An 18,689-nucleotide genomic window follows, 5' to 3' on the forward strand; every position below is an offset into this window, starting at 1 on the left:
GGCGCCGCCCCGGGCCGGATCCCCGGCCTGCGGGAGGCCGATGGGTAGTATGTAGCCCGCTGTCATCGACCCACGACGAAACGGACCACCACGTGCCCCGCGCTTTGATCACCGGAATCACCGGCCAGGACGGCCTGTACCTCGCCGAACTGCTCGTCTCGAAGGGCTACGAGGTCTTCGGCCTGGTGCGCGGGCAGAACAACCCCAAGTACGAGCTCGTCCGCCGCACCGTCCCCGAGGTCACGCTGCTCACGGGCGACCTGACCGACGTCTCGAGCCTCGTCCGCGTGCTCGCCGTGGCCCAGCCCGACGAGGTCTACAACCTCGGCGCGATCTCGTTCGTCGCCTACTCGTGGGAGAACGCGTCGCTCACCACCGACGTCACCGGCAAGGGCGTCCTGAACATCCTCGAGGCCACGCGCCTCTACGCCGGCTCCGACATGTCGCGCGTGAAGTTCTACCAGGCCTCCTCGTCCGAGATGTTCGGCAAGGTGCAGCAGGTCCCCCAGAGCGAGGAGACCCTCCTCTGGCCGCGCTCGCCCTACGGCGTCGCGAAGGTCTTCGGTCACTACATGACCATCAACTACCGCGAGTCGTACGACATGCACGCCTCCTCGGGCATCCTCTTCAACCACGAGTCCCCCCGCCGCGGCCCGGAGTTCGTCACCCGCAAGATCAGCCTCGCGGTCGCCCGCATCAAGCTCGGCCTGCAGGAGACCCTGGAGCTCGGCAACCTCGACGCGAAGCGCGACTGGGGCTTCGCCGGCGACTACGTCGATGCGATGTGGCGCATGCTGCAGCAGCCCGAGGGTGACGACTACGTCGTCGCGACCGGGGAGACGCACGAGATCCGCGAGTACCTCGACATCGCCTTCCGGCACGTCGGCATCGAGGACTGGACCCCCTACGTCACGCAGAACCCCGCGTTCATGCGTCCCGCCGAGGTCGACCTGCTCATCGGCGACCCGGCGAAGGCCCGCACCGTCCTCGGCTGGGAGCCCAAGGTCTCCTTCCCCGAGCTGGTCGCGATGATGGTCGAGAACGACCTCGCCGAGCAGACCCAGCTGAACAGGTAGTCGCCGTGCCGGTCGCCTTCGTCACCGGGGCGAGCGGGCAGGACGGGGGCTACCTCGTCGAGCGCCTGCTCGCGGACGGCTGGGACGTCGCAGCCCTCGTGCGCGGAGGGGACGACTCGTCGCTCCCCTCCGCCGTCCGTCCCTTCGAGGGCGACCTCCGCGACGCGGCCGGTCTCGGCCGCGCCGTGGCGGCGGCGGCGCCGGACGCGGTGTTCCACCTCGCCGGCATCTCCTCCGTCGCGCAGTCCTGGCAGGAGCCGGTCCTCACCGCCGAGGTCACCGGCACCGCCGTTGCGGCGCTGCTCGAGGCCGCGATGGCGCTGCAGGAGTCGTCGGGCCGCGAGGTCCGCTTCGTGCAGGCCTCCTCCTCCGAGATCTTCGGCGCCGCCACCGAGAACCCGCAGACGGAGTCGACCCCGATCCGCCCGGTCTCGCCCTACGGCGCGGCCAAGGCGTTCGCGCACCACCTCGTCGGTGTCTACCGCGGCCGGGGCCTGCACGCGTCCTCCGCGATCCTGTACAACCACGAGTCGCCCCGCCGGCCCGAGAGCTTCGTCACCCGCAAGATCACGGCCGGAGTCGCGGCCATCGCCGTCGGCGCGGCCGAGGAGCTCTCGCTGGGGAACCTCGACGCCCGCCGGGACTGGGGCTGGGCGCCCGACTACGTCGACGCCCTGCTCCGCGCCTCGCGCGCCGAGAGCGCCGACGACTACGTCGTCGCCACCGGGGTCGCGCACTCGGTCCGCGAGTTCGTCGGCGCCGCCTTCGCGGCCGCCGGCATCGACGAGTGGGAGGACCGCGTCGTCATCGACCCGCGCTTCGCCCGCCCGGTCGACGCCCCCGAGATGCGCGGAGACGCCTCCAAGGCCCGCGAGGCCCTGGGCTGGGCGCCGACCGTCGGCTTCGAGGACATCGTCGCGAGGATGGTCGAGAACGACCTCGAGCTCGCCCGCCGAGCACGCTGACGCCGCACACGCTCCCTCCCGTGCCGCCACGGCGGTGCTCCGGGGAGGGTACGTACAATGATCTGGCTGCCGCCACGGCAGTGCTATGGCTGGGAGACCGATGAGCACCAGGAATTCGACGATCACGCGCGCGGCTGACCGCGTCGACGCGATCGATCGCGAGCCCTTCCACCAGAGCGGCACGCAGCCGGGCGTCGGGCGCAAGAGCGGCTTCGTCTCGTCCCTCGTCGACATCTTCAAGCACCGCGAGCTCCTCAAGCTCCTCGTCAACCGCGAGCTCAAGGCCCGCTACAAGGACTCGAGCCTCGGCTTCGTCTGGACGCTCATCCGCCCGCTCGTGATGCTGATGATCTACTACGTCGCGATCGGCCAGTTCCTCGGCGCCGCCCGCGGGATCCCGGTGTTCGCGATCTTCGTCTTCTGCGGACTCACGCTGTGGAACCTCTTCAGCGAGATCGTCGCCACCGGCACCACCTCGATCCTCGCGAACGCCGGACTGATCAAGAAGGTCTACCTCCCGCGCGAGATCTTCCCCGTCGCCACGATCGGCGCTGCCCTGTTCAACTTCGCGGTGCAGTTCCTGGTGCTGATCGTCGGCGCCATAGCCCTCGGCGCGTTCGAGTTCAGCTGGCAGCTGCTCTTCATCTTCCCGGCCCTCGCGGTCACGCTCGTCTACGGGCTGGCGCTCGCTCTCGCGCTGTCGGCGCTCAACGTCTACCTGCGCGACATCCAGTTCCTCGTCGAGGTCGGCCTGCTCATCTTCTTCTGGCTCTCGCCGATCACGTACGCCTGGTCGTTCGTCGTCGAGACGGTGCCGCCGTGGCTCGAGCAGATCTACCTGCTGAACCCGATGACCAACGCCATGCTCGCCTTCCAGCGCGCCATCTGGGGACCGGGTTCGCGCGAGACGCAGGTCGAGCAGACCGACGGCACCTTCCGCGCCGTCGCCGGGCAGCCGTGGCCGGCCGACATGGCCCTCCACCTGCTCATCGTCTTCCTCGTGGGGCTGGTGCTGGTGTGGGTCTCCCACCGCATCTTCCGCCGCCTCGAGGGCAACTTCGCCCAGGAGATCTGACCCCATGACCCTCGAGACCGAGATCGGCCTCCCCGCTGCGGCGGCGATGCCGACCATCATCCGCGTGCAGAACGCCTCCAAGCGCTTCGTGATCCGCAAGGACAAGAGCCTCAAGGAGCGCGTCGTCAACTTCGGCCGCGGCAAGCAGCACCGCGACGACTTCTGGGCGCTGCGCGACATCGACATCGAGATCCCGCTCGGCTCGACGGTCGGCCTGATCGGCGCGAACGGCTCGGGCAAGAGCACGCTGCTGAAGCTCATCGGCGGCATCATCCAGCCGACCACCGGCATCGTCGAGCGTCGGGGCCGCCTCGCGGCGCTCCTCGAGCTCGGCGCGGGCTTCCACCCCGACCTCACCGGCCGCGAGAACGTCTTCCTGAACGGCGCGATCCTCGGGCTCTCCCGCAAGGAGCTCGAGGAGAAGTTCGACTCGATCGTCGACTTCTCCGAGATCGCCGACTTCATCGACACCCAGGTGAAGTTCTACTCCTCCGGCATGTACGTACGGCTCGCCTTCGCGATCGCGATCCACACCGACCCCGACCTGCTCCTCGTCGACGAGGTCCTCGCGGTGGGTGACGAGCCCTTCCAGCGCAAGTGCATGGACCGCATCCGCGCCTTCCAGCGCGCCGGCAAGACCATCGTCCTCGTCACCCACTCGCTCGAGCAGGTCGGCGAGCTCTGCGACCGGGCCATCGTCCTCGAGCACGGCCACGTGATCTACGACGGCGAGACCGCCCGGGGCCTCGAGGTGCTCCGCAACGGCTTCGAGTCCTCCCGCCAGGAGCGCGTCGAGCGCGAGACCGCTGAGGCGATCGTCGAGGCGGAGGAGTCCGGCGAGGAGGTCGAGCAGATCCAGCCCGCCGAGATCGTGAGCATCGAGCTCGACGGCGGCACCGTCGAGGACGGCAACCGCACGCTCCGCCCGGGCGACGACCTCGAGGTCCGCGTGACCCTGCGGCCGCTCAGCTCGACGCCGCTCGAGAACTGGTTCCTGGGCATGGGCGTCGACACCCCGATGGGGCAGATCGTCTTCGGCACCAACACCATGCGGCTCGGCTTCGAGCACCCTCCGCTCACGGAGGAGACCACCGTCGCGTTCCACCTCCCCGACATCCGCTTCGGCGGCGGGACCTACGCGGTGCACGCCTCGGCGTCGACCCTCGGCAACGGCGAATTCACCCGCGTGCCCGTCGGCGCGCGCTTCACGGTCGAGCGGAGCGACAAGCGGGTCGGTCTCGTCAGCGTGGCCGCCTCGGCGACCGTGGGCGGGGTCACCCGGGCGTGAGCCGTCGCGTCCGCCTCCGCGTCGATGCGACACCGCTCGCGGCGGAGGCGCTGACCGGGGTCGGAGTCGTCCTTCTCGAGACCGTGCGCGCGCTCGCCGACCCGCGCTTCGCCGGCCGGGTCGAGACGACGCTCTTCGCGCCGTTCTCGGAGCGGGCCGCCGTCGCGCGCCGCGCCCCCGACGGCGTCCGGGTGCGCGGGGTGCCGCTCCCCCGCCGCGTCTTCGGGCTGCTGACCCGCACCCCGCTCCCGATCGACGTGCTGATCGGCCGGGGCGTCTACTTCTTCCCGAACTTCCGCAACTGGCGGACGCTCAGCCCGTCGATCACCTTCGTGCACGACGTCTGCTTCGCCGCGCAGCCGGCGATGGTCCCGGAGGAGCGGCGCCGCTTCCTCCGCGCCCACGTGCCGGGATGGCTGCGGCGCACGAGCCTGGTGGCGACGGGAACGCCGTCGGCGGCGCGCGAGATCGAGCAGCTCCTCGGCGTCGGCGCCGACCGGATCCGAGTCCTCCCCACGACCGTCGACTCCGGTGTCTTCCGACCGCGTCCCCGCGAGGAGGAGCGCGCCGTCGCTGGCGAGCTGCAGGTCGACCGATATCTGCTGTTCGTCGGAGCGCGCGAGCCCCGGAAGAATCTGCCGCTACTCATCCGTTCCTACGCTGCCGCCGACCGACCGGTCGGGCACACCCTTTTGCTGGTGGGTGCGACCGGGTGGGACGACGGGGAGATCGTTGCGGAAGTCCGCAGTGCGACGGAGGCGGGCGCCGATGTGCGGATCGTCACACGGCCGATTCCGGCCGAGGTGCTGCCGGCCCTGATCTCGGGGGCTGAAGCTCTCGTCCTCGTCTCGCACCACGAGGGGTTCGGACTGCCGGCTCTCGAGGCCGTGGCATCAGGTACGCCGGTCATCGCCTCTGACGTCCCGGGAATTCGCGACGCCCTCGCCGGCCACGAGGACGCCGCCGTCTTCGTTGATCCCGAGCGGCAGGACGAACTCGTCCAGGCCCTTGAAATCGCAATGGCGGCCCCTCGGCGGGTAGATCCCGGGCGCATTCGCCCGTGGACCGACGCTGCAGAGGTTCTCGTCCGGACTGCGGAGGAGCTCGCCGCGTGAGCCTGTGCCGACGCGGCGGTTCAGGCGGAAAGTGTCATGGCCGATTCGTGTTCCTGGACGCAGGAGAGCAGAGGTCGTAGCGTTGCGCCATCACGACGGCGTGAGGAGCGGGGTCATGGTGGTGGGATCTACTGGTGCATCTTCTTCCCAGGAAGACCACGGCTCCCTGCGCGAACGACGCGATCCGGCGTATCGACCCTGGCGAGCCGGTCAGAAGCAGGTTCGCAGTGCCGCTCGCGTGGTCTGGTCTCTCATCTTCGGATTCTTCGTCGTGATAGCCACCCTCGCTTTCACCCTCTGGTTCCTCAACCGCCAAGGGGTCTTCCTTGCCGAGATCGCGCTGCCGATCCTCGTCATCGCGTCTGCGATGGTGCTGATCCTTGCGCTCGCGTCCGCAGCCATCATCTTCAGCCGGCTCGATTTGGCGAATCGAAACCACGCCATGGGTCTACCGGAGGGAAGCATTCGCGCGATCATCGCCCTACTCCTCCTGGTTATATTCGCGGTCGTGTCAGTCTTTCTGATCGCCAACGCCGACCGCCGTGACGTGCGCAGGATAGAGGGCATCACGCAAGAGCAGGCAGACCAGTATCCTGCCCAGGAAGTGGTCTCCAGGACTCTCTTAGAGGAGGGATCCGGCCTCGACGAGGATGGCGGCCGCCTGGTCACTGTCGTCCTCGACGGCGGAGACTCCCCATCGCTCCAAATGTCTCAGCAACTCCAGACCACGCTGGGAACGCTCGTCGTCGCTATCGCCGCCTTCTACTTCGGGAGCCAGGCGGTCCAGACCGCGACAGTCAAAGCGAAGCCGACACAGAGAGCATCGGACGGTGAGGCTTCACCTCCGCGCGGTCCAGTGGCGAAGACATCGAGTAGCGCCGACGCTGAAAGCCGAGGGGACCCAGATCCGGCGATGCAACCACAACCGACTGGGCAGAGGGACGACCGTCGAGGTGAGGGTGTAGGCGCGACGAGCAGAGAAGGCACCGCGGCCGATGTGGCCGAGGGGTTCGCCGTCGATGAGTCGAATCAGACCGGCGAAACGGCTCGGGAGCACAATCCACCCGTGCGGAGTGACCTGGCACCAGCGCCGAGCACCGCCGAGGAGAATTCCGACTCGGGAAACACGCGTCTCGCCTGGTGACGACGCCGCCTAGCGTTCGGCGGCGACGAAGTCCCAGAGCGTGGCGGCGTACTCGGCCCACGAGGAGTTGTCGCGCGAAGACGCCTCCGTCTGCAGACGCGCCAGCAGCTCGTCGTCGGTGAGCAGCTCGCGCATCCCCCGCGCGATGTCGTGGTCGTCGCGCGAGTCGACCGTGACCGCTCCGCCCTGCGAGGCGATCTCGGCCATGCTGCCGTACTGCGCCGTCAGGACGGGCGTGCCGACGGCCAGCGACTCCGCGACCGGCAGCCCGAATCCCTCGTTGAGCGAGGGGAAGACCGTGAACCGGGCGAGCCGGTAGGCGCTCCAGAGGAGCTCGTCGGTGATCGCCGAGAAGGAGGACACCTCGCGCTCCTCGGCCTGCAGCCGAGCGAGCTGGGCGTCGAAGCCCTCGCTGTTCCAGGCGTTGCCGCCGATGAAGACGAGGCTGAACTCGTGCCCCTCGCGCCAGAGCAGCTCGGCGGCGTGCAGCACGGCGAGGTGGTTCTTGCGCGGCTCGTGGCTGCCGACGCAGACGACCAGCGGGAGGTCTCCCGTGACGAGCTTCTCCTTCGCCCGGGCGAGGGCCGCCGCGTCGACGACTCCGGCCTCGGACGGCAGGAGGATCGGCTCGATGTCCGGACCCTTCCGCCCCACTCCGGCCAGCATCTCGCGCCAGCCGCGGTACTCCACGGCCGCAGCCTCCGAGATCGTGGCGACGCGGTCCATGTGGCTCACGGCGACGAGGGTCCGCGAGAACGCGGCGCTCATGCCGATGTGGGCCGTCTCGGCCGTGGTCAGGGGCACGCAGTCGAACCCGATCGTCGAGGTGGCGTTGCCGCTGAACTCGGCCATCGCCGCGATCCGCGAGGTGCGCTCGTCCTCCGTCGCGAGCTCGGGGAGGACGTATCGCGAGCGCCACGGCACCAGGATGTCGCTCGAGGGGTCGGCCTTCGCGTCGGGCACGGTGCCGTAGAGGGCGTTGCGGCGCAGCGGAGGATCGAGCTCGCGGAGCGTGCGGTCGGCACTGTCCCAGCCGACGAGCACCATCTGGTGCTGCTTGGTCCACTCGGCGATCGACTTGCGGACGACCCGCTGGATGCCGGTCGCGAGACCGGTGCGCGCCGTGTGGTGCACATCCACGACGACGGCGGCCGTGACCACGCGGACGCGCGGCATCTGCAGCCGGTTGAGGATGAACCCGTTCGCCCGCTCGCGCAGGAGCGAGCGCAGCAGCGCGGTCGCCCCGTCGAGGCGGACGAGCCGCACCGCGTCGACCACGTCGTCGCGCAGCGGCAGAGCGCCGGTGAGCACCGAGAGGGTCAGCCAGACCTCCTCCGTGGACGGCGCCACGAGGACGCCGGCGAGCTGGCGCACCAGGCCGTCGACCTCGGCGTCGGGCGCGAGCTCGGGCGCGAGGGTCTCGAGCAGCACGCTCATGCGGTCGATCGCCACGGACTTACGCACGGGGCGCTCCCTCGTTCTCGTCGGCGCCCACCAGGACGCCCCACAGGTCTTCCGCGTAGTCGTCCCACGTCCGCCGCGGGCGCGCGAGCGCCTCTCCGCGGAGCCGGTCGATCAGCACGTCGGACTCGAGCATCTCGCGCATGGCCTCGTGGATCGCGTCGTCATCGCCGGGATCCACGGTGACGCAGCCGCCGTCGGCCGCGATCTCGGCCAGCGAGCCGATGCTCGAGGTCAGTGCGGGCACGCCCAGCGCGAGCGCCTCCGCGACGGGGAGGCCGTAGCCCTCGTGCGTGGAGGGGAAGGCGAGGAACCGCGCGTTCTCGTAGGACGCGACGAGCTTCTCGTCGCTCGCCCCGCGCCACAGCTCCACCGAGCGGCCCGCCTGCTGGGCCTCGCGGATCCGCACGTCGAAGACCCTGGTCGACCAGTCGTTGCCGTTGCCGATGAAGCGCAGCGTGAAGACGTGCCCCTCGCGCCAGAGCCGCTCGGCGGCGTGCAGCACGGCGAGGTGGTTCTTGCGGGGCTCGGTGCTGCCCACCGAGAGGACGAGCGGACCGACCGTGGAGGGCGCGATCGAGGCGTCCACGAGGTTCGGGCGGTCGACCGGGAGCGCGACGGTGTCGACCTGCGGACCGGTGAGGCCCTGTGCGGGCAGCGCGTCCACGAAGCCGCGGAACTCGTCGGAGGCCGACTCGCTGATGCCCGCGACGTGGCTCGCGTGCTTGACGATCGAGAGGTAGTTGACGAAGCGCGCGGTCTCGATGCCCGGGACGGTGTCGGCGCTCACGACCGGGATCGCGTCGTAGCCGATCAGCCCGACACGGTTGCCCGAGTACGCCGCGAGCGACGCGTAGGGCGCGCAGAGGTTGAGGCCGGGGACCTCGGGGATGAGCACGGTCGAGCGGAAGGGCACGACGAAGCGGACCTCCTCGGGGTCGCCGTCGCGCCACGGCTCCGACCGGATGTTCTCGTAGTCGATGACGCGCGAGAGCTCGATCTCGCTGAGGCGCCGCATCGCCATCGATCCGTTGACCCAGGCGATCGGGGTGACCTCGTGCCGGCCGTGCCAGCGGCGCATCGTGTTGCGGACGACCCGCTGGATGCCGGTCTGGTGCGCGTGACGGGCGCAGAAGTCGACATCGGCGATGACCGCGTCGGTGACGATCTCGAGCCGCGACCCGAGGTCTGCGTAGCCGGTGGAGGCGCGCGCACCGGCCGACAGGAAGACCCGCAGGGCCTCGTGCGGCTCGCAGAACTCGAGCGAGCGGCGGAACCAGAGGAAGAAGTGCTCGACCGGGAAGACCGCGAGGAACGACGTGAGGGCCAGCCAGGTCAGGTCGTCGGAGGCGCGCTCCTTGGTGCGGCGCGCGATCGCGTCGAGCAGGGGGCCGGGGCCGCGACCCGCGAGGGCCTCGATCTCGTCGGGCCGCAGGAGGAAGGGCGCGAGCTGCTCGAGGCGCTCGGTCAGCAGCGCGCGGCGGAGGGGGGCGTCGAGATCGTCGGTGCTGCTCATCCGCGGCGCCCGAACCGGCGCTGGGCGTAGCGGGCCGTGTGGCCCATCGCCCCGCGGAGACCGAGCTGCGTGGCGCGGATCTGGAAGAGTCGGACGGCGCGGAGGGGCTTCGTCACGCGCCACGAGAGCGTCTGCTCGAACGGTGCCGAGGCGACGACTCCGCCGACGTGCATGTGCTTGAGCCACGCATCGAGCGGATCGTTGAGGAGGGCGTCGCGCTCGGCCCGGAGCTCCTCGAGGGTCTCGACCCGGGCACTCGTGCGGGCGGGGGCGCCGGCCGTCTCGGGGACGACCTCCGCGGAACCGGCTTCTGGCTTCTCATCGCCCGCTCGAAGGCGCGGGTCACCGCTCACGTCTGTCACCCCGACATTCTAATCGGAGGTGCGGGCGGTGCCCGGTCGCGTCACTCCGGGCGGCGGATCGGCGCCGTGTCGTTGACCGCCGCCACGTCGTCCTCGAAGATCGCCGCCGCGGCGATCTCGGCCTCCCGCGCCTCGACGACCCCGCCCGAGCGGTGGTGCCCGAAGACCCAGTAGCGGTAGAGCACGAAGCGGAAGCCGGTCGCGAGACCGAGCCCGATGACGTTCGCCGAGATGTTGTCGGCGACGAGGTTGTCGAAGCCCAGGACGTAGTGCGAGATGTAGAGCGGGAGCAGGTTGACCGCCATGCCGGCGACGGCGACGGTCGCGAACTCGGCGAGCTCGAGCAGGTAGTTCGAGCGCCGGTGCTCCCGGAAGGTCCAGTAGCGGTTGCCGAACCAGGTCACCACCGTCGCCGCCGCCACGGCCACGACCTTGGCGCCGATCGGACCCGAGAGGAGATGCTCGCCGCTGAGGCGCAGCAGGTTGAAGACCGTGATGTCGACGACGAGCCCGAGGACGCCGACCACCCCGAACTTGAGGGCGTAGGCGATCAGACCGCGGTAGACGGCCTTGCCCCGGGCCACGAGACCCGGTCGAGCGGTGGCGCCCGTCTCGGCTCCGCTCATCTCAGGAGGTCTTCGGCGGGCGGGTGCGCGAGCCCTCGCGCACGCGGATCTTCGCGAGGATCCAGAGGGCCTCGAAGCCGTCCTTGACGGTGATCTTCTTGCCCTCCTCGCGGGTGCGGGCCTTGTAGCTGATCGGGACCTCGTAGGGGCGGTGTCCGCGGGCGAGGAGCTTGGCGGTGACCTCCGCCTCCATGCCGAAGCCCTTCTCCTTGATGTCCAGCGAGCGGTAGAGCGCGAGCGGCATCAGCTTGAAGCAGGTCTCGACGTCCGAGATGTAGGCGTTGAAGAGGATGTTCGTGACGAGGTTCACGCCCTTGTTGCCGATGACGTACCAGTACGAGAACGAGGTGTGGCTGCCGAACGTGCGGCTGCCGTAGACGAGCTCGGCGTCGCCGTCGAGGACGGGCTGCAGCAGCGACGGGATCTCGCTGGGCCGGTACTCCTCGTCGGCGTCGCAGATGATGACGTAATCGCCGGTCGCCTCCTGCACGGCCCGGCTGATCGCCGCGCCCTTGCCCTGGTTGACGCTCTGGTGGAACACGCGGATCCGCGGGTCCTCGAGCGCGTCGAGGATCTGCTTCGTGCGGTCCCTGCTGCCGTCGTTGACGATCACGAACTCGATCTCGACGCCCTCCTGGAACCGGATCGCGAGAACGCGGTCGACGGCCTTCTGGAGCGTCGCCTGCTCGTTGTAGACGGGCATGAGGATGGAGAGCTTCACGGGTCGCGGGTCTCTTTCTACGGGTGTGGTCGCTGCGGCGTCGTCGGTGCGCGGCGCTCTACGGCGCAGCGGTGACGATGGTGGACTCGAACCACGCGATGGTCCGTGCGAGGCCGTCCTCGACGGACACGGTCGGCTCCCAGCCGAGGATCTCGCGGGCCTTGCTGATGTCGGGCTTGCGCCGCTCGGGGTCGTCGATCGGGCGCGCCTCGTAGCGGATCTCGGAGTCGCTGCCGATGATCGCCACGATGCGGCGGGCGATCTCGCCCAGCTCGAGCTCGTCGACGCTGCCGAGGTTGATCGGGCCGGAGTCGTCGGAGTCGGCCATCCGCAGGATCGCGTCGACGAGATCGTCGACGTAGAGGAGGGAGCGGGTCTGCGTGCCGTCGCCGTGCATCGGGATCGGCAGCCCCGCCAGGGCCGCCTTCACGAACGCGGGCACGGCGCGGCCGTCGTCGATGTCCATGTTCGGGCCGTAGGTGTTGAAGATCCGGATGACCCCGGTGTCGACCCCGAAGTAGCGGCGGTACGCGAAGGTGATCGCCTCCGCGTAGCGCTTGGCCTCGTCGTAGACGCTGCGAGGGCCGTTCGGATTCACGTTGCCCCAGTACTCCTCCGTCTGCGGGTGCACGGCGGGGTCGCCGTACACCTCCGAGGTGGAGGACACGACGAAGCGGGCGCCGTCGCGCTTGGCGACCTCGAGAAGCGCCTCGGTCACGGAGGAGCCGGCGTGCAGGGTCTCGATCGGGTGCGCGAGGTAGCGCGGAGGCGACGCGGGAGACGCGAAGTGCAGCACCACATCGAAGCGGCCGGGGATCGCGGCGGCCTTCTCGGCGTCGTCCTCGACGAAGGTGAAGGACGGGTGGCTGAGGAACTCGCCGATGTTCCGCGTGGAGCCGGTGATCAGGTTGTCGAGCACGACGACCGAGTCGCCCCGACGCAGGATCTCGGCGGTCAGGTTCGAACCGAGGAACCCGGCCCCTCCGGCGACGAGGAATCGTCTGCTCATGGTGCTTCGGCCTTCCGGTGCATTCGGTCGCTCGCCGGTGCGAGAACCGGACGACAGTAGCACGGGGCCCGACCGGTCGAACGCGTGCCGCGCGGAGCCGCCTCGACCGATGGTCTAGGGTTGTGGCCGCCGTGATGGGGTCGGTCGCGCCGGCCACTTCGGGAGGGATCTGAGGACGCTGCGATTCCCGACCGCTCCGAACCGAACGAAAAGAACGAGCATGACCTCGCCATCCCCGTCCGCTCCTCCTGCCGCCACCGGGATCCGCGGTGTCGCGCCATGGCGGTTCCTCGGCATCGAGGCCGCCCTGGCCCTCGCAGCCGGGCTGCTCAGTGCGCTTCTCGCCGTCCTCGCGTGGCGCGTCTCGCCGGCCGATCTCGGGCTGCGCTGGGCGACCGGGGGCGCCGACCAGATCCTGCACTACTCCATCTTCACCAGCGCCTCGCAGGTCTTCCCGTTCCTCCCCAACGACGAGCTCGGCTTCCCCGCCTCGCAGAACCTCTTCTTCGCGCCGCTCTTCGATCCGTGGTCGGCCGTCCTGGTCTCGGCGCTGGCGCTCGTCCTCCCCGACGGCGTCTGGGCGCTGAACGTCTACAACCTCCTCGCCTTCGTCGGCACGGCCTTCACGGCGTTCCTCTTCTTCCGCGGTCTGCGGCTGCACCGCTCGACCTCGTTCGTGGTCGCGGTCGTCTTCGCCGTGCTGCCGTACCACTTCGTGCAGCTCGCGCTCGGGCACCCGTTCCTGGCGAACTACTGGGCCGTCCCGCTCCTCGGGCTGCTCGTGCTCGTCGTCGCGGGCGGTCGTGCCGATCCGTTCGGCGAGTGGATCGAAGCGGGCGCCGGCAGGCGGATGCGGCTCGCCCGGCGCCTCGTCCCGATCCTCGCGCTGTGCTGGGCCACCGCCTTCACGCAGTCTTACTACTTCGTCTTCGCCGCCCTCGTCGTCGGGGCGGTGTGGTTCGTCCGCGTCATCGTCGCCGCAGCGACCCGCTCATGGCGGTCGATGCTGTGGCCGACCGTGACCGTCGGCGTGCTCCTCGCCTCGATCGGCGCGCAGCTCGCCATCCTGTCGCTCGACCTCGGCGAGCGCTACGCGAAGTACTTCGCGGGCCGGACCCCGCAGGAGTCGGAGTTCTACGGCGGGAAGATCATGGACCTCCTGCTCCCCGCGCGCTCGAGCGGGTTCGCGCCCCTCGCGTCGCTGGCGCAGGACTACGCCGACACCACGGGGATCCTGCAGACCTCCGAGAGCGCGAGCACCGCCGTCGTCGTGTCGATCGCCTACGTGGTGATCGTCGTCGTCGTCCTCGCCAGGCTGCTCGCTCCTCGCCTCCGCACCCGCGGCGGGGAGGAGGCGACGCCCGCGCTCCTCTCCGACGAGCGGGTCGGCGCGATGTCGGGCGCCTTCGTCGTGGCCCTCCTCTTCTTCACGACCGCAGGGCTCGGGGCGCTCCTGGCCTACTACGCCTCCCCCGAGATCCGCGCCTGGTCGCGGTTCTCGATCGTGCTCTCCCTCTTCGCCCTCGGCGTCGCCGCGATCGCGCTGGAGTCCCTCGTCCGCAAGCGCGTCGTCCGCATCGTCGTGCTGGCGCTCGTCGCCGCCGTCGCCCTCGTCGATCAGCTCGGAGGCGTGAGTGCGGCCCTGCCGCTCGGACCCGCCCCCGACACGGCGCTGAGGGAGTTCTCGGCGGAGGTGGACGACACGCTCCCCGAGGACTGCGGCATCGTGCAGCTGCCGCTGAAGGACTTCCCCGAGACGGGGGCGATCGGAGCGATGGGCGACTACGACGAGAGCCTTCCCTACATTTACAGCTCGCGCGACGATCTGCGCTGGAGCTACGGAGCCGTCGTGGGCACGCGCGGCGCCGACGAGTGGAACGACGCGACCACCCCGGCCGTCTTCGGCGACGAGGTCCAGGAGTCGGGCGCCTGCGCGGTGCTGGTCGACCTGAGCGCGTACACCGAGGACGTCGGCGGCTGGCAGCCCCTCGTCGACGAGGTCAGCGACGCCGACGCGCCCGCGCTCGACTCCGAGGACGGACGGTACGAGCTCTTCCTGGTCGGCTGATCGCCGGCCGCGTCAGCGGACGACGGCGAACACCAGCCAGCGACCGGACGACGACGCGGCGAGCGGGGTCAGCGAACCGCTCGCGGCGACCACGTCGTCCTGCCAGGCGCCGACCTGCTCCGTGTAGGCGGCGGTGTCGACGTAGATCGCGCACGCGCCGCTCGACTCGACGGCCGAGGCGAACTCCTGGGGCGTGTCGGCGTCGCCGAAGACCTCGAAGCCGCTGGTCCCGCTGATCGACCCGTAGCTCCACTCCAGCTGCCCCTCCTCGGTGTAGAGGTAGGGCAGCGCCTCGTCGTAGTCGGCCATCGCGCCGATGCGCCCGCTGTCCGGGAAGCTCTTGATCGGCAGCTGCACCACTCCGCAGTCGTCCGGCAGGGCCTGCTCGACCTGGTCGACGAGCGCGACCATCTCCGCGTCCTCGGTCGGCGCGAGCGGAACGAACCGCGCCACTCCCGCGAGCTGGTCGGCGACGGCGACGGCGATCACGGCCGCGACGACGACGGCCCGCAGCCGACGGCCCGAGACGCGCGCCAGAACGACGGCCACGGCTCCGAGCGCGAAGAGCACGAGGACGATGGACAGGCGGGACCACGCCCGCACGGTCGTGCTGGCGAACACGGCGACGGCCATGCCGAATCCGGTGATGACGTAGAAGAGGAGCGTCCACAGGGTCGCCACGGCCAGCACGCGGATGCGCTCGTCGGACACCAGTCGCCCGAGTGCCGTGGCGCGGAGAGCGCGACCGCCCGCCAGACCCACCAGGGGCAGCGCGATCAGGAGGACGCAGAGTCCGGCGATGCCGATCAGCGGCATGCCGGGCGGCTCGGTGGCCTTCGCGACGGCCGCCGCGTTCTCGTACATGTTCGTCAGCGCGCCGATCTTGGGCACCTGGGTGCCCTGCCACGGCAGGAACAGCGTCAGGATCTTGCCGCCGAAGGTCTCCGACTCCCCCGGTCCCCGGCTCTCGAAGTAGCGCTCCGACCGCTCCCCGTACCCGCCGCCGAGCAGCAGCAGCTCGACGCCGACCAGCACCCCGAGGGAGACGAGCGGCAGCGCGCGCACGAGGGCCTCGCGGATTCTCGCGCCGGTCGCGACCGCGGCGAGCGACCCCAGGAGCCACGCCCCGGCGAGCACGAGGAGGCTGAAGACGTAGTAGTAGCCGCCCGAGCTCGCGATCAGGAGCGGCAGCACGACGACCGGCACCGCACCGCGCAGCAGTCGAGCGCGCCTCGTCGCCCCGCGCGCGATCCACGCACGGAAGGGGTCCGTGCGCTCGCCTGCGACCGCGAGCACCAGGATCCCCAGCAGCGGGATCGCCCAGTAGTTGGCGAGGAAAGCGTGGCCCGCCCCCAGCCGGAGGAAGTGGTAGGGAGCGAGGCTGAAGAGGATCGCTGTGAGGGCCGCCGTCCACGGCGGCGTGCGGAGGCAGCGGAAGAAGGCGTAGCCGGTGAGCGCGACGAGCGCGAAGGTCAGCAGGTAGAAGAGGTTGAGCAGCACGAAGCCGTCGTGGACGACGAGCGCCAGCGCCGCGGCGAGCAGGGCGGAGGCGATGTCGAACTGCGCGGTGAAGAACGCGTTGAAGCCGTCGGGGAAGCCGAGCGCGCCGTTCTCGGAGAACGGGAAGCTCTGCGTCGCGCTGCGGAAGAGCAGGTAGTGCAGGATCTGGTCGTCGCCGCCGAGCTGCCAGCGCTCGGTGAGAACGTCGGGCGTCACCCTCAGCGCGAGCGCGGCGGCGAGGGTGCTGACGACGGCCGCCGCGCCCGCCCAGCCGAGCTCGAGCGCGAGGCGGCGGCGGCGTCTCGTGCGGGCACCGGGCTCAGAAGCCATGCGCGGCACTCTCTGCGGCGAGGCTCGCGGCGACCCGCTCGTTGAGCACGGCCTCCCCGGGGGTGCCCGCGTAGTCGTAGACGTCGAAGGTCGGGCATGCGGTGATCTCGCGCGGCTCGCCCAGCTGGGCGATCGCGAGCGCGGCCCAGTCGGGATCGCGGTCGGCCAGCACGTAGCTGAAGGTCGTGTCCCGGTACGACGCCGCGTTGTTCATCCAGAGCTGGACGCTGAAGTCGAAGTTGACCTGCTGCACGTCCACCTCCTCGTCCCCGTAGAGCTCGAGGGCGCGCGTGCTCCAGAACGAGCCGACGCCCGAGACCTCGCGCCCGGCGATCCAGCTCTCGAGGCAGGCGCGGTCGGCGGTGCTGCCGGCGGTCGCCGCGGCGGCCCGCACCGGAGGGAGCGCGACGGCGATCGAGATCCCGACCACGGCGACGACCCCGGCGATCGCCCCCCACCGCACGGCGGTTCCGGCCACCGCTGCCCTGAGCCGCTCGGCGACGGAGCGCGGCAGGCGCAGCCCCGCCAGCGGCACGATCATCAGCACCGGGAAGACCGCCAGAGGCAGCAGGTACCGGCTCACGAGACTCCCCGTGATGATCAGGCCGATCAGGAGGGAGGCGGCGGCGACCAGGACGAACATGGCGAGCACCACGCTCGCATCGCGCACCTGCCGCGCCCGCTCCGGGCGCACCTGGGCCGCGACCGCGACGACCAGGGTGGCCGCCGCCGCGAGGAGGAGGCACGCGACGACGAGGATCTCGAGCTTGCCCGACCGCGCGGCCCCGACCTCGCGCATCTGCAGGATGAAGCCGTCGACCGCCGTTCCGGCACGCTCGAGGTGGAGGTAGGTCGAGGCGTCGACGGCGACGAACCTGATCAGCAGTCCCCGCGCCGCCAGGCCGACCGCGGCCGAGACGACGAGGACCGCCGACAGCACGGCCACGCGGCGCCAGGCCATCCGCCGCAGCACGAGCACGACGAGCAGCGAGGCGACCGCCGGGGCCGTGAACTGCAGGGCGAACAGGGGGTTCGAGAGAGTCGTTCCCGCCGAGACGGCGGCGATGCCCACGAGGGAGAGGAGCAGCCGACGGCGGCTCGGAGGACGCGCCGGGTCGAACCCGCCCGTCGCCCGGCCCATCAGGGCGAGCACGACGAGGCCCGCGAGCACGACCCCCGAGTAGTAGGTGGTGAACAGGATCCCGCTGGCGAACGCTCCGCCGTTGATCATCCCGCGGCCCTCGGTGGCGACGAGGAGGAGCACGACGACGGTCGCGACGGTCGCGGCGGCGACGCGGCGGAGCGGCGACCGGCCGGCGAGCACGCTCGCCGCGAGCCAGCGCAGCGCGAGGTAGATTACGGCGACGTTGACGAAGGCGCTCGCGACGAGCGACCCTGCCGATCCCCCGCCGGCGAGCACGAGGCTCACGAGGTAGAGCGGCAGCTCCGGGAACACCAGGAGCTGGCTCGTCATGACCCACTGCATCGGCTCGCCCCGCTGCACCGACTCGACGAGCAGCGGGAGGGCGAGCGAGTCGCCCTCCGAGAGCAGATAGGTCCACCACGGAGTACTCGAGAGCCGCCAGAGGACCAGGAGCGTGGCGGCGAGAACGAGCAGGAGCCCCGCGGCCTCGCGGCCGATCGCGTTCCAGCGCCCCCGCGCCGTCGGTGCGACCGTCGAGGTCATCGCCCGCCGCTCCGACCGGCGCGGATGCGCAGGACCAGGAGCAGGTTGCGCAGCAGGGTGTTACCCGGGATCTTCGAGGTCCCCTCCGTGCGGTCGAGGAAGACGATGGGGATCTCGCGCATGCGCTTCGCCGCCGCGAGCGTGCGGTGCTTGAGGGCGATCTGGAAGCCGTACCCCGTGGCATCGACGGTCTCGAAGGAGATCCGGTGCAGCAGCTCGGTGCTGAAGAGGTTGTAGCCGCCCGTCCAGTCGGTCAGCCGCGAGCCCAGGAGCAGGCGGGTGTAGATGTTGCCGCCGCGGCTGAGGAGCTTGCGGTCCCAGGTCCAGTCGGGTGTCCCGCCGCCCGGGATGTACCGCGACGCCACGACGAAGTCGGCCCCGTTCCGGACCTCGCGCAGGAAGTCGCGGAGGTACTTCGGGTCGTGCGAGAGATCGGCGTCCATCTGGAGCACGTACTCGGGGGCGTCCTCGCCCTCGAGGATCCGCCGGAACGCCCAGATGTACGCGGCGCCGAGGCCCTCCTTCGTCGCTCGCTCGAGGACCTCGACCGAGAAGTTCGGCGTCGCGAGCTCGGCGCCCAGCACCCGCGCCCGCTCGGCCGTGCCGTCGGGGGACGAGTCGTCCACGATCACCGAGCGGATGCGCGTGCCCGGCTCGAGCGCAGCGACGGCCGCGATCCGACGCAGGAGCTCGCCGATGTTGGCGGCCTCGTTGTAGGTGGGCGTGACTATTGCGAGGGAGAGCAT

16 protein-coding genes are annotated in these 18,689 nt (G+C 70.5%); 7 read left to right on the top strand and 9 right to left on the bottom strand.

What is annotated here, in order from left to right; translation table 11 throughout:
• Positions 1 to 92 precede the first annotated feature (92 nt).
• The 6 genes from GRS92_RS12110 (at position 93) to GRS92_RS12135 (ending at position 6,663) form a co-directional block, all read left to right on the top strand.
• A complete protein-coding gene (locus tag GRS92_RS12110) occupies positions 93 to 1,076 on the top strand; it encodes a GDP-mannose 4,6-dehydratase (RefSeq protein ID WP_159856656.1) in 984 nt (327 codons plus the stop codon).
• 5 nt (positions 1,077 to 1,081) lie between these two features.
• Complete coding sequence (locus GRS92_RS12115) at positions 1,082 to 2,041, top strand: GDP-mannose 4,6-dehydratase (protein ID WP_159856658.1); 960 nt, start codon at positions 1,082 to 1,084, stop codon at positions 2,039 to 2,041.
• A 100-nt stretch (positions 2,042 to 2,141) separates the two neighbouring features.
• Positions 2,142 to 3,116, top strand: a complete 975-nt coding sequence (locus GRS92_RS12120; protein ID WP_159856660.1) for an ABC transporter permease — start codon at positions 2,142 to 2,144, stop codon at positions 3,114 to 3,116.
• A 4-nt stretch (positions 3,117 to 3,120) separates the two neighbouring features.
• Entirely contained in the window at positions 3,121 to 4,404 is a 1,284-nt protein-coding gene (locus GRS92_RS12125) for an ABC transporter ATP-binding protein (protein ID WP_235021988.1), read from the top strand.
• Positions 4,401 to 5,519 carry a glycosyltransferase family 4 protein gene (locus GRS92_RS12130; RefSeq protein ID WP_159856662.1) on the top strand — a complete coding sequence of 373 codons (1,119 nt, stop codon included), beginning with the start codon at positions 4,401 to 4,403 and terminating at the stop codon, positions 5,517 to 5,519. The genes GRS92_RS12125 and GRS92_RS12130 overlap by 4 nt, the downstream gene beginning before the upstream one ends.
• Before the next feature lie 238 nt (positions 5,520 to 5,757).
• The gene (locus GRS92_RS12135; protein ID WP_159856664.1) at positions 5,758 to 6,663 is read left to right on the top strand and encodes a hypothetical protein; all 906 of its coding nucleotides are present in this window, start codon (positions 5,758 to 5,760) and stop codon (positions 6,661 to 6,663) included.
• A gap of 9 nt (positions 6,664 to 6,672) precedes the next feature.
• On the opposite strand, the gene GRS92_RS12140 is transcribed toward GRS92_RS12135, so the two are convergent.
• Genes GRS92_RS12140 through GRS92_RS12165 form a run of 6 tightly spaced genes read right to left on the bottom strand, consistent with a single transcriptional unit; the run spans position 6,673 to position 12,358 of the window.
• Complete coding sequence (locus tag GRS92_RS12140) at positions 6,673 to 8,127, bottom strand: glycosyltransferase (protein WP_159856666.1); 1,455 nt, start codon at positions 8,125 to 8,127, stop codon at positions 6,673 to 6,675.
• A complete protein-coding gene (locus GRS92_RS12145; RefSeq protein WP_159856668.1) occupies positions 8,120 to 9,640 on the bottom strand; it encodes a glycosyltransferase family 4 protein in 1,521 nt (506 codons plus the stop codon). The genes GRS92_RS12140 and GRS92_RS12145 overlap by 8 nt, the downstream gene beginning before the upstream one ends.
• Positions 9,637 to 10,002 (bottom strand): hypothetical protein, encoded by a 366-nt coding sequence (locus GRS92_RS12150; protein WP_159856670.1) that lies wholly within the window; start codon positions 10,000 to 10,002, stop codon positions 9,637 to 9,639. Before GRS92_RS12150 ends, GRS92_RS12145 begins: the two co-directional genes overlap by 4 nt.
• Positions 10,003 to 10,043: 41 nt before the next feature.
• The gene (locus tag GRS92_RS12155; RefSeq protein WP_159856672.1) at positions 10,044 to 10,628 is read right to left on the bottom strand and encodes a GtrA family protein; all 585 of its coding nucleotides are present in this window, start codon (positions 10,626 to 10,628) and stop codon (positions 10,044 to 10,046) included.
• 1 nt (position 10,629) lies between these two features.
• On the bottom strand, positions 10,630 to 11,349 hold the full coding sequence (locus tag GRS92_RS12160) for a glycosyltransferase family 2 protein (RefSeq protein ID WP_159856674.1): 720 nt from the start codon (positions 11,347 to 11,349) through the stop codon (positions 10,630 to 10,632).
• A gap of 58 nt (positions 11,350 to 11,407) precedes the next feature.
• Positions 11,408 to 12,358, bottom strand: a complete 951-nt coding sequence (locus GRS92_RS12165) for an NAD-dependent epimerase/dehydratase family protein (protein ID WP_159856676.1) — start codon at positions 12,356 to 12,358, stop codon at positions 11,408 to 11,410.
• Between the two features lie 220 nt (positions 12,359 to 12,578).
• Between GRS92_RS12165 and GRS92_RS12170 the strand changes: the two genes are divergently transcribed.
• On the top strand, positions 12,579 to 14,426 hold the full coding sequence (locus GRS92_RS12170; protein WP_159856678.1) for a hypothetical protein: 1,848 nt from the start codon (positions 12,579 to 12,581) through the stop codon (positions 14,424 to 14,426).
• 12 nt (positions 14,427 to 14,438) lie between these two features.
• Here the strand turns inward: GRS92_RS12170 and GRS92_RS12175 are convergent, their stop codons facing one another.
• The 3 genes from GRS92_RS12175 to GRS92_RS12185 are packed head-to-tail and all read right to left on the bottom strand — an operon-like array spanning position 14,439 to position 18,689.
• Positions 14,439 to 16,256, bottom strand: coding sequence for a hypothetical protein (locus GRS92_RS12175; RefSeq protein WP_159856680.1), 1,818 nt, complete (start codon positions 16,254 to 16,256; stop codon positions 14,439 to 14,441).
• Complete coding sequence (locus tag GRS92_RS12180; protein WP_159856682.1) at positions 16,246 to 17,943, bottom strand: hypothetical protein; 1,698 nt, start codon at positions 17,941 to 17,943, stop codon at positions 16,246 to 16,248. The genes GRS92_RS12175 and GRS92_RS12180 overlap by 11 nt, the downstream gene beginning before the upstream one ends.
• Positions 17,940 to 18,689 carry a polyprenol monophosphomannose synthase gene (locus GRS92_RS12185; protein WP_159856684.1) on the bottom strand — a complete coding sequence of 250 codons (750 nt, stop codon included), beginning with the start codon at positions 18,687 to 18,689 and terminating at the stop codon, positions 17,940 to 17,942. Before GRS92_RS12185 ends, GRS92_RS12180 begins: the two co-directional genes overlap by 4 nt.

Origin of the sequence: Rathayibacter sp. VKM Ac-2754 (assembly GCF_009807095.1) — a bacterium.
In the GTDB taxonomy this organism is placed as follows: domain Bacteria; phylum Actinomycetota; class Actinomycetes; order Actinomycetales; family Microbacteriaceae; genus Rathayibacter.